Raw genomic sequence first — 15,286 nt, 5'->3', positions numbered from 1 at the left:
AGAATTTAAAGATGGGTTGGGAGAGAATGGCCCCAAAAGCTTCAGCAACTATGGCGGGAGGATCAAAGCACAGGTTCTCGCCATGGGGCCCATTTCGTGAACCCGTCTTCCGCTCATTGTGGATCGCGGCTGTAATTTCTTACACCGGCACCTGGATGCAAAATCTGGGCAGCGGCTGGCTCATGACCTCACTCAGCATGTCGCCGCTGATGGTCAGCCTGGTACAAGTGGCGTCGAGTCTGCCGGTGTTTCTCGTGGCCTTACCGGCGGGAGCACTAGCTGATCTGGTGGATCGCCGGCGGCTGCTGATTGTGACCCAAACCTGGATGGTAATCGCCGCGGCCGCCCTGGGTGTGATCACGGTGCTTCATCTGGTCACTGCCTGGTTGCTGCTCTTGTTCACGTTTTTTCTGGGGCTGGGGGCGGTTATGAACGACCCTGCCTGGCAGGCCATCACTCCGGAGATTATCTCAGGGGAACAACACGCGTCGGCGGTGGCGCTCAACTCCGCCGGGTATAACGTGGCACGCGCCATTGGACCTGCGCTAGGAGGCGCGGTGATCGCGGCTGCGGGATCGGGTGTGGCCTTCCTCATCAACGCCGCTTCTTTTTTCGGTGTGATTTTCTTTCTCTGCCAATGGAAACGAAAGGCTAAGAACGGCGCGGAGGGTGGGCGTATCTGGGGGGCTATGAAGGAAGGGATTGCATACGTCCGCCAATCGCCCGCTGTGAAGGCAGTGCTGGTCAGGACCCTGGCCGTCAGCCTCTCAGCCAGCGCATTGCTGGCATTGTTACCGATCATCGCTCGCCCGCATGGCGCAATAGGTTACGGACTTCTATTAGGTTCCTTTGGGCTGGGAGCGTTGGCCGGAGCGGCCATTCTGCCGCGAATCCGAAGTCACACCGGCATGGACAATATGGTCGGCGCTGCGACGGTAGTGTTTGCCGTCGTGACCTTTGCTGCTGGTCAGGTACACTGGTTCGCGCTGCTGGGGGCTGTGCTCTTCCTGGGTGGGGTGGCTTGGATCACCATTCTGGCATGCCTGAATGTGACCGCGCAGACCATGTCGCCTCCATGGGTACTGGCACGTTCCCTGTCCATGTACATTCTGGTGCTGCAAGGTGGAGTGGCTGCAGGCAGCGTTATCTGGGGAGCGGTAGCAGAGAAGCAGGGCGTCCCGCGGGCTCTAATGTATGCCGCGCTCGGCCTGGTGCTCGGGCTTATCAGCATGAAGTGGCATCGGCTGCGGGGCAGCGAAGTGGATTTGGCGCACTACGCAGACGCGGGCGTCACTCATGCCTAAGTTTTCATACACAAATTCTGAGGAGAAAACATGAATAACAGATTGTTCTTGATTGTACTGGTCTTGTTGGGATGCACTTCGTTCACGGTCGCACAGTCCAAACCCACGAAGCCAAAGAAGGAGACCATTGCAAGTGTTCTGGACGACCAGCTCAAGGGTGTCGAGAAGGAATTTGTCGGTGCCGCTGATGCCATGCCGGAGGACAAGTATGACTTTGCTCCTACAAACGGTGAGTTCAAGGGAGTGCGCACCTTCGGCCAGCAGGTGAAGCACGTGGCGGCAGTAAATTACCAGGTATTTGCCGGCATTCTGGGAGAGAAAGTTCCGGTTGATATAGGCAGCGAGAACGGTCCGGATGCCATGAAAAGCAAGACGGACATTATGAAATTTCTCCGTGACTCATTCACTTATGGTCACAAAGCCACGGCCGTTATAAACGCAAAGAACGCCACCGCTTCCATCAAGAGTCCGTTTGGTGACGGAACCGAGACGCGGCTTGGTCTTGCAACGCTAATTGATTACCATTGCTTTGATCATTACGGACAAATGGTGGAATATTTGCGTATGAACGGCATCATTCCTCCTGCCAGCAGACCTCAACAGAAATAGAGAGGGCTCAGGCAAGGGGTTGGGCCGGCGGCCCAAGGCCTGCCGGTGTAGCCATTAGTTTTCAATGGCTTACGCAATACAATGCAAAAATGGCGCGGCTAAACCCCTAAATAGCCCCTTTCATGCATTTTCGTTGAGCCTGGACGGCTTCCGAACCTACTATCACCCTAGCTCTATCCGTGTGATTCTGAGGGGATTTCAGTGTTCGTGCGGTCCCACAAGCACGGCGGAAGCTCAACTAATTTGAACACCGGTTGCCCAAATTGGGCGAGGGCACTTTTTGGCGTGTCCGTCTGCTGACCCGGTGAAAGCGAGAGAAAATGCACAAGCCGGTAAAATATGTGGAGAAGGCCCTCAACGTCGCCGCGAACGGCGCGTGGCTCCTTTTCGAGAGGCTGAATCGCATCCATCCCAAGCCATCGTTCACGCCCAAGTGGTCCGATAAGCCGATGCTGAAATCTTACGAGAAGAGCAAGCCCCCACTGGGCTGGCCGCGGACGACCGACTCGCTGTGCCCGAAGTGCGTGCCTGAAATCCGGCAACAGATCCTCGATGGCAAGTTGCCCCACGACATCCTGCTCAACCAAAAAGTAGGCGAGATCAAAGCGCAGATCATCGAGCGCGACGGCAAGATCCTGATGGTGAAGGACTGCCCCAAGCACGGGCACTTCGAAGACGTGATGGCAATGGACACTGCCTTCTTCAAGCACCTGGAAGATTGTTTTCCTGGCCGCGACATTCGTTCTCACAACGACGAACGCCTGCATAATCACGGTTCCAGCACGGTGAAATACGGCCGCGGTTCAGTTCTTACCATTGATCTCACCAACCGCTGCAACATGATGTGCGATCCCTGCTTCATGGACGCGAACCAGGTGGGCTTTGTTCACGAACTGACTTGGGAAGAGATCAAAACACTGCTGGATAACGCGATTTCCATTAAGCCGAAACGGCAGATGTCGGTGCAGTTCTCGGGCGGTGAGCCGACACTTTCGCCATACTTTCTGGATGCTGTGGCATACGCCCGCAAGGTGGGCTACACCAGCGTCCAGGCGGCGACCAACGGAATTGAATTCGCCAAGAGTAAAGAGTTCTGCAATCAGGCCAGGGAAGCGGGCCTGCGCTATGCCTACCTGCAGTTCGACGGCATCGGCAATGCCGCGAACTCGCACCGCAAGGTCGGCAACTTGTTCGACGTAAAGTTAAAAGCCATTGAGAACCTGCACGAAGCAGGGGTTGAGCTGGTGCCGGTCACTACCATTGTGAACGGCATCAATAACGAGCAGGTGGGACGCATCATTCAGTTTGCACTGGACAATCCCAAGATGATGTCGTTCCTCTCCTTCCAGCCGGTCTCGTTTACCGGCCGCGACGAAGCGGTAACTGACGAGCGCCGCCAGGCGCAACGCTATACGCTTTCGCATTTGGCGCACGACGTGAAGAATCAGACCGGACTCGGCGAGCCGGCGCGCGATTGGTTCCCACTCTCCTTCATCAGCACCTTCTCCGATTGGTCTGACCTGGTACACGGTCCGCAGGCCGAGTGGGGACAAGTGAGCTGCGGCTGCCACCCGAATTGCGGCGTTGGCATGGCCATCATGATTGACAAGGAAACCAAGGAAGCGGCACCGATGACCGCCTTCCTGCACGCTGACCAGATGGCAAAGGACGTGGCCAGCATCAACGATGCGGGACGGGGAAAGTTTCTGTCATCGCTCGGCATGGCGCTTGCCCTGATGCGCAATTACGACCCGTTCAAGACGCCAAAGCATTTCACCATCTTCGACATGTTGACCAAGTTCGACAAGAGTTTTGGCGTGACCAAGAAGGCCCAGAGCGGCGGCTACGGCAAAGTCACCGGTGACCGAACTCTCGAAGACATCGAGAAACGGCGTAAAGACCGCTGGAATGTGCTGTTCGTTGCAGGAATGTGGTTCCAGGACCTGTACAACTACGATTTCCGGCGAACCGAGCAGTGCATTATTCCCTATGCCACCCAGGAAGGTGAGATTTCCTTCTGCGCCTACAACACTGGCGTAGGCTGGCGGAACATCATCGAGAAAATGCATATGACCGCCACCCTCACCAAATGGTACGAGGAGCACGGGCGGCATGAGATCTTCGCCGGCGGCAAGAAGGTGAAAATCGCCGACAGTGAGGGTGCGCTGACCTTGAAAGAAGGCATCATCACCACCGAGGAGCAGAAGGACCTGGATGTGCTAGGCATCGCCAAAAACTCGCGTGAAGAGAAGATGCGGGCACGTGCGGCCAGGGTGAAGCAGGAAGAAGAAAATGCACGCATGTCCAAGTTGTACCGCGAGCAAGTTCTCGGCGAGAAGCCTGCGCCCGGCGGCTTCGTGCCGCTGGAATCGCTGGCTGCGCCCCGGCCCATAGACGACGATGTTGCTACCAAGGAAGAAGTTAAGGAAGAGGTTTACGGCGATTAACCTCTAGCGATTCGGGAATGGGGCCGCCGGAAGCGCTTTCGGCGGCCTTAGTGTTTTTGGGGCCGGAACGAGAGCCGTTTGGGTAGAATGTTGCGGGGAGTTGAATGGCGGTTCCCGGAGCTTTGGACGAAGTCTTGAATTCCAGCATTAAACATAAAACCCAGCCCGCGCCGGTTTACTGGCGGGTTGAGGGCAGCCTGTTGAACCTGAGTACGGTGCGTCCGGTGGCGTTCTTCGCCTGGAATGCGCAAACGTTCAGCGAGCGCTGGCTGCGTCGCGGTGCTATTTTTCTGCAGGCGCTGCTCCGTCCCATCCTGTATGCAATTGATCGCACCTTCGCTACTCGTCTTGTCCACACTATTTTGAGAGGAATAAGCCGCGATCGCCTGGACCTGCTGGGCGAGGAATATTTCTGGTATGTACTGAAGGCCCACCTGAAACCGGAAGGTGTTCAAAAGCTGCGGCAATTAGTTACGACGGGCCAGGAGGTGGTCCTGGTGAGCCAGGGGCTGGATCACGTCATGCGTCCGCTGGCGGAGTACCTCGAAGTGACACGGCTCCTCTGCAATCGGCTGGAATTTCGGGACAACTATTGCACCGGGCGGCTGCTCGATCCCGTGATTCGCCCTCGGGGCATATTGGCGCTGATCACCGGCGGCGCGGCCAACGGTAGTCGAACTCTCGACGAGCTTTCCACCGAGCTTGATTTCCGGGGCAAGATCGACACTCTCTCCTCGGCTGTTGTTTCAACCGAACGGAAGCTAGCGCATAGGACTCATCCGGTCATCCACTTTGATTCCGTGAAGGAGCCGCGGCGGTTCTCGGTCCGAAGCGCACTGGCGGGCAAGAACGTCCTGCTGATTGGGGTCACCGGGTTTATTGGCAAAGTGTGGCTGGCGCAGTTGCTCGAGAGTCTGCCTGAAGTGGGCAAGATATACCTGCTGATACGCCGGCAGAAATCCAATTCGGCGCGGCGGCGTTTTGAAAAGATCCTCGAAGAATCTCCAATCTTCGATCCGCTTCATCAACGCTACCGAAGCGAATTCGAGCGGTTTATCTCCCGGCGGGTGGAAGTGTTGGAAGGAGATGCCGGTCAGCCCGGGTTCGGGCTGCCGGCTGGAGTGCTGCAACCGCTGCAGGCCACCCTCGATCTGGTGGTCAACAGTTCGGGGCTGACCGACTTCAACCCGGATCTGCGCGAAGCTCTCGCCTCCAATGTGGATTCCGTTCTCCACTTGATCCAATTTGTACGGCAATGTGATCACGCCGGTTTGCTGCATCTTTCTACGTGCTATGTGGCGGGTGCGCGCGACGGGCGAGTCGAAGAGGAGTTGCACCCCAACTACACGCCGCTGGGCATATCAGGATTCGACGCGGAAAGCGAACGCCAGGCGCTACACAAGACGATTCAAGATGCAATTGCACGTTCGGAAAGTCCGGAGATCGACCGGGAGCTACGAAGGCAAGCTCAGCAGAAAACCGGCGGGAAAGAGCTCTCGGCGGTCGCCTTGGAGAACCAGATCAGGAAGAACCGGGTGCGATGGCTCCGGGCCTATCTCACCGAGGCGGGCACCAAGCGGGCCAAGGAGCTGGGATGGCCCAACACCTACACCCTCACCAAGAGCCTGGCGGAGTCGCTGATCCAAAAGCTCGGGGCGGGGCTGCCGATCGCGGTGGTGCGTCCGTCTATTGTTGAGACCTCAGTGACGCAGCCGTTCCGCGGCTGGAACGAAGGCATAAACACTTCGGCGTCGCTTTCATATTTATTGGGCACATACTTCCGGCAGCTGCCAAGCAATGAGCGCAAGCGACTGGACATTATTCCCGTCGATACCGTGTGCCGGGGCATGACCCTGATCGCAGCCGCGATCGTACAGCGCTGTCACGAGCCGGTTTACCAACTGGCGACTTCGGTCAGCAATCCTTGTGATATGGCGCGCTCCATCGAGCTTACCTGCCTGGCGCATCGAAAGTTTTATCGCGCACAGGACGATCCTGAGCTGCGCCGGCGGTTACGCTTCGACACGATCGCAGTTTCAAAGCAACGCTATAACCGGCTTTCGGCGCCAGCGCAGAAGGCGTTGGTAAAGTCGTTGCAGAAAATCACGGCGCCATTTCCTTTTCTTCAGCCGCCGTTGGTACGCACCGAACGCGGACTGGAGCGAGTGGAGAAGCTGATCGAGTTGTTCGAACCGTTTATCTTGCATAACGAGCACGATTTTGAGGCGGAGCACATCGAGTGGTTGTCGCAGGCTTTGCCTGCCGAAGAGCGTTCGGTCTTTGGCTACGACACCCGCAGTCTTGACTGGTACGAGTACTGGATCAACATACATATACCTGCGCTGCGCAAATGGACGTATCCGCTGATCGAGGGCCGTCCCATAGAATCCGGGCCCCGGCCCAGGTTCCAGATGTCCTCTTCGCCACCGCCCGAAGGCGGCGTGGCCGCCGATAATGACCAGACCCTACAAACTGGAACGGGAACCACGTGGCAATATTCCTGACCGGCTCAACCGGCTACATTGGCGCCCACGTTGTCGTCGGTTTGCTGGAAGGCCACCGCGACAATCTAAACCTGCTGGTTCGGGCGAAGGATGCGCATGAGGCCGAAGTGCGGTTGTGGCGGGCATTGCAGTTGCACATGGAGTTCCCGCGTTTTCACGCGCACTTGCGATCACGCATCAAGATTTTTCGCGGCGACCTTGTCGATTCAGGCTTTGGGTTGGACACCGACGCTTACCGCCAGCTCATGGAATCCACGGATTCTGTTATTCATTGCGCTGCGTCTCTGAACCGAAAGTCGGAAAAAGCCTGCTTGAACGTGAACCTGCGCGGGACACTTGAGGTGATTAAGCTGGCGCAGGCGGCGCGTGATCACCACGGTCTGCGGCGCTTTAGCGATGTCAGTACAGTTGCTGTTGCGGGGAAGCGCAGCAATGAGGTGGTCAAAGAGGACGATGCCATCGATTGGAATCGTTCTGATTACGATCCATATGCCCGCGGCAAGAAATTCTGCGAGCACATGGTACGCGAGCTGCTGCCCGATGTTCCGCATACCATCTTTCGGCCAAGTATTGTGCTGGGCGATAGCCGCTACGCCCAGACCACGCAGTTCGATATGGTGAAGGCGTTCGTATTTCTCGCAGGATTGCCGGTGCTCCCCTTCCGGCCAACCGACCAGATTGACATCGTGAACGTCGATTTTGTTGCCGATTCGATCGTTACGCTGCACCAGAAGGCGAAGCCCGAGCACGATATCTATCATCTTTCGTCGGGCACCTCGTCGCAGACATTTCGCGAACTCACCGATGCGCTCTCACGAGCACGCCACAAACGCGGTCCGGTCTATCTGCCTAGCTTGGAGCGGCCATTTGCTTGGGCCGTCGAACAGCTCTCGCGAAGCCGGCGCAATGTAGGTCACGGGGCATCGCTGCTGAAAGTGTTCTTACCGTATCTGGTGTGGAACACGGTTTTCGACAATACTCGCGTAGTTCGAGAGACGGGACGCCGTCCGGCGCCCTTTTCACAGTACAGTTATCCGCTGCTCAAGTTCAGTTGCGAGAATCGCTTCACCTACAAATACCAGGAGTGGCCGAGCGCGGCCGGAGGCTCAGCCGCATGATGGACTTGGTGCTCGAGGCGTGGGTCAGCGGCGCCATCGAACTCACCAAGCTGAAGTGGATGCTGGGCGAGGGGGATTCCTGGCGGCCTGGCGAAAAGCTGAAGCTGCTTTTTGCCGGCTACAATGGCACGCGCAACACTGGTTCCGATGTTCGCGTGGAAGAGATGCTGCGCCAGGTGCGCCGAATCCTCGGCGCCGAGAACGTCAGCCTGAGCGTGATGAGCCAGAATTTCGAGCGGTCTCGCGGGTATTTCGGTGACGCCCGCCAGGTCCACCTGCCGGATATTTTTCCGCCCTTTCTCTACAACGAAGTACCGAAACATCATGGTGTGATGGCGTGCGAAGGTTCGATGTTCAAGAGCAAGTTCGCCAATGCATTGACCACGATGATGATCGGCTCGCTGGCGATTGCATCGGCGCAGAACAAATTGTCAGTTGGTTACGGCGCCGAAGCTGGCGAAATGGATCCGCTACTGGCCCGCATGTGCGCGCGCTATTGCCGCGAGTCGCTGATTATTACGCGCAACGAGGAATCGCGAACCGTGCTGCGTGAGCTTGGCGTTTCCACCGAACTCGGCACCGACACGGCGTGGACATTCGAGCCCCACGGTCCCGACTACGGACGAAAGGCCCTTCACGAAAAGGGCTGGGACAGCAACACAACGGTGCTCGTGATTTGTCCTATAAATCCGTTCTTCTGGCCGGTGAAAGCATCCGTTGGAAAATACATTGCTCATGCTGCCACCGGAGCCTACAGGAAGAGCCATTATCGCTCGGTTTATTTTCACAATTCCGGGCCGCAGGTGGACGCGGCTTACCAGCGCTACCTCGCGGCCATCGCCAATGCAGTGAATTCGTTTCGCAAGCAGCACAGCGTTTTCCCCGTGCTGGCGGCAACGGAGCGCCTCGATACGGATGCCTGCCGCTGGCTTGCCGATTGTCTGGGTGGCGCGCCGGTCTTCAGTTCTGACGAGTACGACATGTACCAACTGGTCAGCATTCTGCGGGCGTGTCACATGATGGTGTCTTCGCGATACCACGGGATTGTGACCTCCATGCCCGGGCTGGTGCCATCGGCGGGAATTACAATGGACGAGCGCATCCGCAACCTGATGCGCGAGCGTGGACATAATGATCTTCTGCTTGAAGTGGAAGACCCCGAGCTCGAGCCCAAGTTGGTGAGCATTCTGGAAAAGCTGTGCAAGCAGCGCGAGGCTATCGCGCAAGCCATTGGTCATACGGTAGTAAGAAACCTCAAGCTCATGGCGAAAATGGGAAGCTATTTTGAGGCACACGTGCAGCAACGCTATCCCGAATTCCCGGTGCGCACGGGCGCGCTGAGCTGGGAGGATTACCTGCCTCCGCTCGGTCCCAACCTCTGCCGCTTGCTCGAGGCATACGCCTGATGGCGCGCGAGCCGAATGTCCTGGAACGAATTGTTCAGAACCTCAACACCTTTTCCAGCCGCAACATTCTGGAACAGTTATGGGAACAGCACGGCGTGTTTGCGACCGGCAGTGAGCTGCTGACCGATATTGCCAGAGCGCGAGCCTTTTTGCGTGGAGCTGGACTGAAAAAGGGCGACCGCTGTGTGCTGCTGGCGCCCAACAGCATTCGGTGGGTCGCGGTCGATTTGGCGGCAATGTCTGAAGGCCTGATTGTCGTGCCGCTTTATTCCCGGCAAGCACCCAATGAATTAGTAGTGATGATGAGGGACTGCTCACCGGCGCTGATCGTTTGTAGTGATACGTCCTTTAGAGATTCCATCGCTCAGCACTGGCCGGAAGCGCCCCGTGGGGCGGTATTCGATGAAATCTTCGCGAGCGAAGCGGAAGATGTGAATCTCCCACCGGTTTCCCTAGCCGAGAACGACGCCGTAACTATCATTTACACCTCCGGTACCTCGGGCGAAGCCAAGGGCGTGATGCTCACGCTAGGGAATATCAATCACATGCTGGGTTGTACCTCGCAGCGCCTGGACAGGCTGATGCAGGGCACCAGAGGACAAGACCGGGTATTCCACTATCTGCCATTTTGCTTTGCCGGCTCCTGGATCATGCTGCTCACCTGCTTGCTGCGCGGCAGCTTGCTGATGATGTCCACGGACCAGAACCGCCTGGCGGCAGAAATGCGCAGCGCTGCCGCGAACTACTTCTTAAATGTTCCGTTACTGCTGGAACGCGTGCGCACGGGCGTGGATCGCCAGTTTGCGGAATTCGGCGGCATCGTTGAGACGATCTACGGTAATGCCAAAGAGGCGTGGTTCCGGCAGAATCGCGGCGAGCGGCGAGCTCTGGACCGCTTTTGGTTGGCGTGGGCCCGCGCCATTCTATTTTCCAGCGTTCGGAAGAGGATGATTGGCGCGAACCTGAAAGCCCTGATCTGCGGCTCGGCGCCCCTGGCTAGGGAAACGCAATTGTTTTTTGCCATGCTTGGGGTTCCGGTGCTACAGGTCTATGGTCTGACGGAAACGACTGCGATTTGCACCATGGATGAGCCCGGGCAGGTTGAACCCGGACGTGTCGGACCGGCGATCCCTGGGGTTGAGATGAGAGTCGCGGAAAACGGTGAAATTTTGGTGCGGGGCCCGAATGTGTTCCCCGGTTATTGGAATCGGGCGCAAGCCACGGCTGACGCTCTGCGCGACGGCTGGTTTCACACCGGCGATCAGGGCGACGTCAATGAGGCAGGGAATTGGCGAATTTCCGGGCGTGTAAAGAATCTGATTATTCTTAGCTCCGGACACAATGTCGCACCCGAGCCCATTGAGGACCAGCTGCTCCGGCTGCTACCGGATGCCAAGCAGGTCATGTTAGTCGGCCATGGGCGCGGGTTTGTGGCGGCCCTGGTGACCGGGACCCCAATGCCAGAACAGGTGCAGTTTGCCGTGGACGAGGTCAATCGTGACCTGCCACATTACAAACGGGTACGGGCATTCCAGATTGTCGAGCAGCCATTCAGCGTAGAAAACGGTATGCTGACGGCGAATGGCAAGCTGAAGCGCGACTTCATCGCGGCGCAGCTTCAGCAACAAATCGAAGAGCTGTACCGTGACCGGCAGAGCGCATGAAGAATTTTCGCGGCGAGGCCATTTCGTGGGAGTTGGTCGAGGGCGTGATTGAATTGGCGCTGCACCGTCCGCCTGCGAACGAGATTGGATCAGTCACGCTGAAGGAGTTAGAGCGGTTCGTTGAGGCATTGAGTTTACTGGAACGTGACGCCGCAGCGCTCATCATCTACAGCCAGCTTCCCTCGGGATTCAGTGCCGGCGCCGACCTGCGTGAGCTCTACGAAAAGACGCAAAGCATGCGGTCGGCCGACCGCGTTCGCGGAGTGCGTGAGTTTTTGGAACGCATTCATGCTGTGTTCAATGCTATTGACGGTTCGTCGTTGACCACCATTGCGGCGGTACATGGAGTCACGTTTGGCGGAGGATTCGAGCTGGCGCTGACGTGTGACTTGATCATCGCCGACAAGATGGCACGCTTCTGTTTCCCCGAGCTGCGCTTGGGGCTGATCCCGGGATTTGGGGGAATTCCGCGGCTGAAGCGGGATTTGGGGAATGCGGTGGTCCGTGACCTGTTGCTAACGGGACGAAGTATTAACGCCAGCAAAGCGCAATCTGTGGGACTGGTCAGCCAGATGGCGGCCGAAGGTGAAGCATTGCGGGTTGCGCGCTCGACAGCTGCCCAGGTGCGGAAGTTTGACCGCCGTACCAGCGCCGCGGCGAAACGCTTTATCAAGCCCATTCCGCAGGAGGAACTGCGTCTCGAAATTAAGATCTTCTGCGACCTATTCACCCAGCCTGCGGTAGAAGAGGGTCTGCGAAAATTCGTGGAGAACACCACGGTGCAGCCATATTTGCCATAATGAAGAACATGGCGAACCGCGATCAGACATTGAACGAAGTCCTGGCTCTTGCCTCCACTCACTTCAAGGTGCCGCGGGAGACGCTTGCCGCAGACGACGATTTCTTTCAAAAGCTGGGCATTGACAGCCTGCAGGCACTGGAACTGCTGACCCGCCTGGAAAATCACTTTCATGTCGAGCTGCCCGACTACGAGCTACAAGGCGTGACCGACTTCCGTACGCTGGCCGAACGTATCCAGGCACGGTTGTGAGACTCAACTCGCCGAATGCTTGATCTATCCCAATATTCTTGCCTGGGAGCAGCCTTACGCGATGCGCTGGAGCGCTGGCCGGACGAGCTGTGCCTGATCGAAGCCGACCGCGAGCGCGAAAACAGCCGCCTCACGTATTCGCAATTTAAACAGGCGGCCCTACCCCTGGCTGCGGCGCTGCAGCAGATGGGATTCGCGGAAGAGCACAGGGCGGCGATCATCATGACCAACCAGTCGAAGTGGCTGATCTCCGCTTACGCCGCGCTCTATTGTGGAGGCGTGCTGCTGCCGCTCGACTACAAGCTGACCGCACGCGAGCAACTGCAGCTGTTGGCGCACTCGAAAGCTCGCGTACTGATCACTGAGTACCATCTGTGGCGGGCAATTATGGCCGCGCCCGAGTTCACAAATTTACAGACCGAACATGTGCTTGTAACAGAGGCCCCGCCCAACGCCGAACTCGGCCGAGGGCGCCGCTGGGAAGAAGTTCAGACTGAAGCAGCTGGTGCGGGCTTACAGCCTAAGTTCGTTTCACGCGAGCGGGTAGATCCCGCCTGCATCGTGTACTCCTCCGGTACCGGAGGACGCCCTAAGGGATGCGTCCTTACGCACGAAAATTATTTGGAGCAGTGCCGCTCACTGACGGAGCTGGTTCCCTTCTGGCCCGGAGTTCGCTATCTGAGCATTCTGCCTACGAATCACGCTATTGATTTCATGGTGGGATTTATCGGGCCGTTCGTCTGTGGCGCTTGCGTGGTGCACCTGCGGACGCTGCGGCCCGAGTTCATCCGCGATGCCTTCCCACGGTACAAGATCACCTACATGACCCTGGTGCCGCTGGTGCTAAAAAATCTGGAGAAGGGAATGCGCGCCAAGTTCGACCAACTTCCGCCATCTCGCCGGCTGCTGCTGGACGGGCTGATCGCCTTGAATCGGCGCCTCACCCGGAAGCGCCCTAACGTGAAACTCAGCCGCCGGTTGCTGCCGCAAGTGCATGCGGCGTTTGGAGGAGAACTGCTGGAGTTGTTCGTCGGTGGGGCGTTCATGGAGCCATCCACCATTCAGTTTTTCTATGATTTAGGTATTCCGGTTGCCAATGCATACGGGCTCACGGAGGCGTGCACCGCCATAACTGTGAATGATATGAAACCGTTTCGCGCTGATACTGTTGGGAAGCCGCTGCCTGGGATGGAAGTGCGGATTGTTAATCCTGATCGCGATGGAATTGGTGAAGTGACAGTGCGCAGCAAGACTGTGATGTCACACTATTTAGACGATCCCGAGCTGACAGCGCAAACCATCGTCGATGGCTGGCTAATGACCGGCGATCTGGGGCGAATTGACAGTACTGGTCATCTGCAGCTCTTCGGGCGCAAGAAGAACATGATTGTTACCGAAGGCGGGAAGAATATTTACCCTGAGGACATTGAAAACGCTTTCGAGGGATTGCCGGTAAAAGAATTCTGTGTGTTCGCCGCTAATTACATTTGGCCGGAACAGAAGCTCGGTAATGAAATGCTGTTGCTGGTGGTTCGTCTAGACCCGGGTCAGCAATTTGGCGAAGAGTTGCGGGAAGATCTCACAAGGCGCAACCAGCGGTTACCGGATTTCAAGCGAGTCGGCGGGTATATGGTGTGGGACCATGATTTTCCGCGGACGGCCTCAATGAAGATCAAACGTAACGTTCTGGCCGAGGAAATACACCAGCGCACCGAGCGTGCGACCGCCTTAGTTGAATTGTGACCATGCACTCCCAATCCAACTCGAAATTCCTCGCCATTGTGAATCCGGCTGCTGGGGGTGGACGGTCCGGAAAGTTGGTGGGGCCTGCGCTCGATCGCCTGCGTTCGGCTGGGCTCGAATTTGAGGTCATGCGGACCGGTCGTCCCGGTGACGCGACCGTTATTGCCCGCGAGGCATTTGCCAATGGTTGGCGCCAGTTCCTGGCCGTGGGTGGCGATGGTACTTCCTACGAAATCGTCAACGGAGTATTTCCGGCCGCACAGAATGTGGGTGAGCGTGAACCTCCGGTGCTGGGTTTTCTCCCTCTAGGCACTGGGAATTCCTTTTTGCGCGAGTTCAGCAAAAGTGGGCTGAAACACGCCACCGAATCTCTTATCGCTGGACGACGCCGGGCGTGCGATGTCCTGCGGCTCACCCACAAAGCAGGCGTGCTGTATTACATCAACCTGCTGAGCGTCGGCTTCGCAGCTGACGTGGCTGCGGAACGCATCCGACGCTTTGGCGGAGTAGGCGAGTTGGGCTATCTGCTGGCCTTATTCACCCGGCTGGTGCGGCTTAAGCGGCGCGCTTTTCCGCTGGTTGTGGATGGTGACGCCAAGCCGGACCTGCGCCGCTGTCTCTTTCTCACCTTTAACAACAGCAAGTTTACCGGCGGCAAAATGATGATCGCACCCAAAGCCGAGATTGCCGACGGGCTGCTGGAGTACGTGCGCTGGGGGCCGATCAGCCGCCTGGGGCTGTTGCGCAACCTGCACACACTCTACGATGGGTCACATCTGAAACATCCACTGGCGGAGCGGCGTGCGACTCGTGAAATCAATTTTGATCTAGACGCGCCCGTAGACGTGATGGTCGACGGTGAAGTGCTCACGCTTCACTGCGAGAAAATCGACGTATTGCCCAACGCCTTGGAAGTTGTGGCGTAAGAACATGCAATAAAAAGAGACGTAGTGGTCTACGTCTCTTGTGCAAAGTACGGCGATAGCCAATTACCAGAGCGGTTTACCTTCTTTGTCCCGGAACATGAACGTCTCTTGCTTGCGGGTGATCTCGCGAGCAAGAACGGTATCTACTCCATCCCACATCACCCTGGAACCGAGCACCTCGACCCCGTCGCCCTTGGCAAAAATCATTTCGTAGCTTTTGGTGTACTTGGTGGCGGCAAGATGCACTTCAACCAATCCCCCCGAAGTGGTTTTCAGGGTGAGATGTGAACCCAGGGTGCCGCTGATCGGGCATTGATAATCACGGACATCCTGGACCGTCCCGCTGACGCGCACCTCGTTGGACTTGTCGTACTGGGGAACTGTACCGGCCTGCGCGAATGCAGCTATTCCAAACACTGTAACAATCAATGCGATTAAGAAGTTTTTCATGACCGCTTTCCTCCTTGCTGCTGTGAAGATTATGCGCCGGGGCGAAGAAGTGAACTGGTGAGCT

At 57.3% G+C, this 15,286-nt stretch carries 12 protein-coding genes; 11 read left to right on the top strand and 1 reads right to left on the bottom strand.

The features are described from left to right. Positions 1 to 26 precede the first annotated feature (26 nt). The 11 genes from VFA76_10515 to VFA76_10465 all read left to right on the top strand — a co-directional run bounded on the left by VFA76_10515 (position 27) and on the right by VFA76_10465 (position 14,772). Positions 27 to 1,304, top strand: a complete 1,278-nt coding sequence (locus VFA76_10515; protein ID HZR32269.1) for an MFS transporter — start codon at positions 27 to 29, stop codon at positions 1,302 to 1,304. A gap of 30 nt (positions 1,305 to 1,334) precedes the next feature. Next, positions 1,335 to 1,913: a DinB family protein gene (locus VFA76_10510; protein ID HZR32268.1), complete on the top strand. Its 579-nt coding sequence runs from the start codon at positions 1,335 to 1,337 to the stop codon at positions 1,911 to 1,913. Between the two features lie 320 nt (positions 1,914 to 2,233). Then, positions 2,234 to 4,360, top strand: coding sequence for a radical SAM protein (locus tag VFA76_10505; protein HZR32267.1), 2,127 nt, complete (start codon positions 2,234 to 2,236; stop codon positions 4,358 to 4,360). A 104-nt stretch (positions 4,361 to 4,464) separates the two neighbouring features. After that, complete coding sequence (locus VFA76_10500; protein ID HZR32266.1) at positions 4,465 to 6,864, top strand: SDR family oxidoreductase; 2,400 nt, start codon at positions 4,465 to 4,467, stop codon at positions 6,862 to 6,864. Further along, positions 6,849 to 7,982, top strand: a complete 1,134-nt coding sequence (locus tag VFA76_10495; protein HZR32265.1) for an SDR family oxidoreductase — start codon at positions 6,849 to 6,851, stop codon at positions 7,980 to 7,982. Before VFA76_10500 ends, VFA76_10495 begins: the two co-directional genes overlap by 16 nt. Beyond that, positions 7,979 to 9,388: a polysaccharide pyruvyl transferase family protein gene (locus VFA76_10490; GenBank protein ID HZR32264.1), complete on the top strand. Its 1,410-nt coding sequence runs from the start codon at positions 7,979 to 7,981 to the stop codon at positions 9,386 to 9,388. Before VFA76_10495 ends, VFA76_10490 begins: the two co-directional genes overlap by 4 nt. Next, a complete protein-coding gene (locus tag VFA76_10485) occupies positions 9,388 to 11,052 on the top strand; it encodes an AMP-binding protein (protein HZR32263.1) in 1,665 nt (554 codons plus the stop codon). Before VFA76_10490 ends, VFA76_10485 begins: the two co-directional genes overlap by 1 nt. Further along, entirely contained in the window at positions 11,049 to 11,852 is an 804-nt protein-coding gene (locus VFA76_10480) for an enoyl-CoA hydratase/isomerase family protein (GenBank protein ID HZR32262.1), read from the top strand. Before VFA76_10485 ends, VFA76_10480 begins: the two co-directional genes overlap by 4 nt. An 8-nt stretch (positions 11,853 to 11,860) precedes the next feature. Beyond that, complete coding sequence (locus VFA76_10475; protein HZR32261.1) at positions 11,861 to 12,103, top strand: acyl carrier protein; 243 nt, start codon at positions 11,861 to 11,863, stop codon at positions 12,101 to 12,103. A 15-nt stretch (positions 12,104 to 12,118) separates the two neighbouring features. After that, on the top strand, positions 12,119 to 13,846 hold the full coding sequence (locus VFA76_10470; protein HZR32260.1) for an AMP-binding protein: 1,728 nt from the start codon (positions 12,119 to 12,121) through the stop codon (positions 13,844 to 13,846). 2 nt (positions 13,847 to 13,848) lie between these two features. Continuing rightward, entirely contained in the window at positions 13,849 to 14,772 is a 924-nt protein-coding gene (locus VFA76_10465) for a diacylglycerol kinase family protein (GenBank protein ID HZR32259.1), read from the top strand. 63 nt (positions 14,773 to 14,835) lie between these two features. On the opposite strand, the gene VFA76_10460 is transcribed toward VFA76_10465, so the two are convergent. Beyond that, the gene (locus tag VFA76_10460) at positions 14,836 to 15,222 is read right to left on the bottom strand and encodes a hypothetical protein (protein HZR32258.1); all 387 of its coding nucleotides are present in this window, start codon (positions 15,220 to 15,222) and stop codon (positions 14,836 to 14,838) included. Between the last annotated feature and the right edge of the window lie 64 nt (positions 15,223 to 15,286).

This window comes from Terriglobales bacterium (assembly GCA_035651655.1).
In the GTDB taxonomy this organism is placed as follows: domain Bacteria; phylum Acidobacteriota; class Terriglobia; order Terriglobales; family Acidobacteriaceae; genus DASRFG01.
The sequence above is the reverse complement of the archived record's forward strand: the minus strand, read 5'-3'. Positions and strand labels throughout refer to the sequence as shown.

Excerpts from the sequence above, each read along its gene's own strand:
- VFA76_10510 (HZR32268.1), top strand. The coding sequence starts at position 1,335 with ATGAATAACAGATTGTTCTTGATTGTACTGGTCTTGTTGGGATGCACT.
- VFA76_10500 (HZR32266.1), top strand. The coding sequence starts at position 4,465 with ATGGCGGTTCCCGGAGCTTTGGACGAAGTCTTGAATTCCAGCATTAAA.
- VFA76_10460 (HZR32258.1), bottom strand. The coding sequence starts at position 15,222 with ATGAAAAACTTCTTAATCGCATTGATTGTTACAGTGTTTGGAATAGCT.
- VFA76_10465 (HZR32259.1), top strand. The coding sequence starts at position 13,849 with ATGCACTCCCAATCCAACTCGAAATTCCTCGCCATTGTGAATCCGGCT.
- VFA76_10485 (HZR32263.1), top strand. The coding sequence starts at position 9,388 with ATGGCGCGCGAGCCGAATGTCCTGGAACGAATTGTTCAGAACCTCAAC.
- VFA76_10505 (HZR32267.1), top strand. The coding sequence starts at position 2,234 with ATGCACAAGCCGGTAAAATATGTGGAGAAGGCCCTCAACGTCGCCGCG.
- VFA76_10515 (HZR32269.1), top strand. The coding sequence starts at position 27 with ATGGCCCCAAAAGCTTCAGCAACTATGGCGGGAGGATCAAAGCACAGG.
- VFA76_10480 (HZR32262.1), top strand. The coding sequence starts at position 11,049 with ATGAAGAATTTTCGCGGCGAGGCCATTTCGTGGGAGTTGGTCGAGGGC.
- VFA76_10475 (HZR32261.1), top strand. The coding sequence starts at position 11,861 with ATGGCGAACCGCGATCAGACATTGAACGAAGTCCTGGCTCTTGCCTCC.
- VFA76_10490 (HZR32264.1), top strand. The coding sequence starts at position 7,979 with ATGATGGACTTGGTGCTCGAGGCGTGGGTCAGCGGCGCCATCGAACTC.
- VFA76_10470 (HZR32260.1), top strand. The coding sequence starts at position 12,119 with ATGCTTGATCTATCCCAATATTCTTGCCTGGGAGCAGCCTTACGCGAT.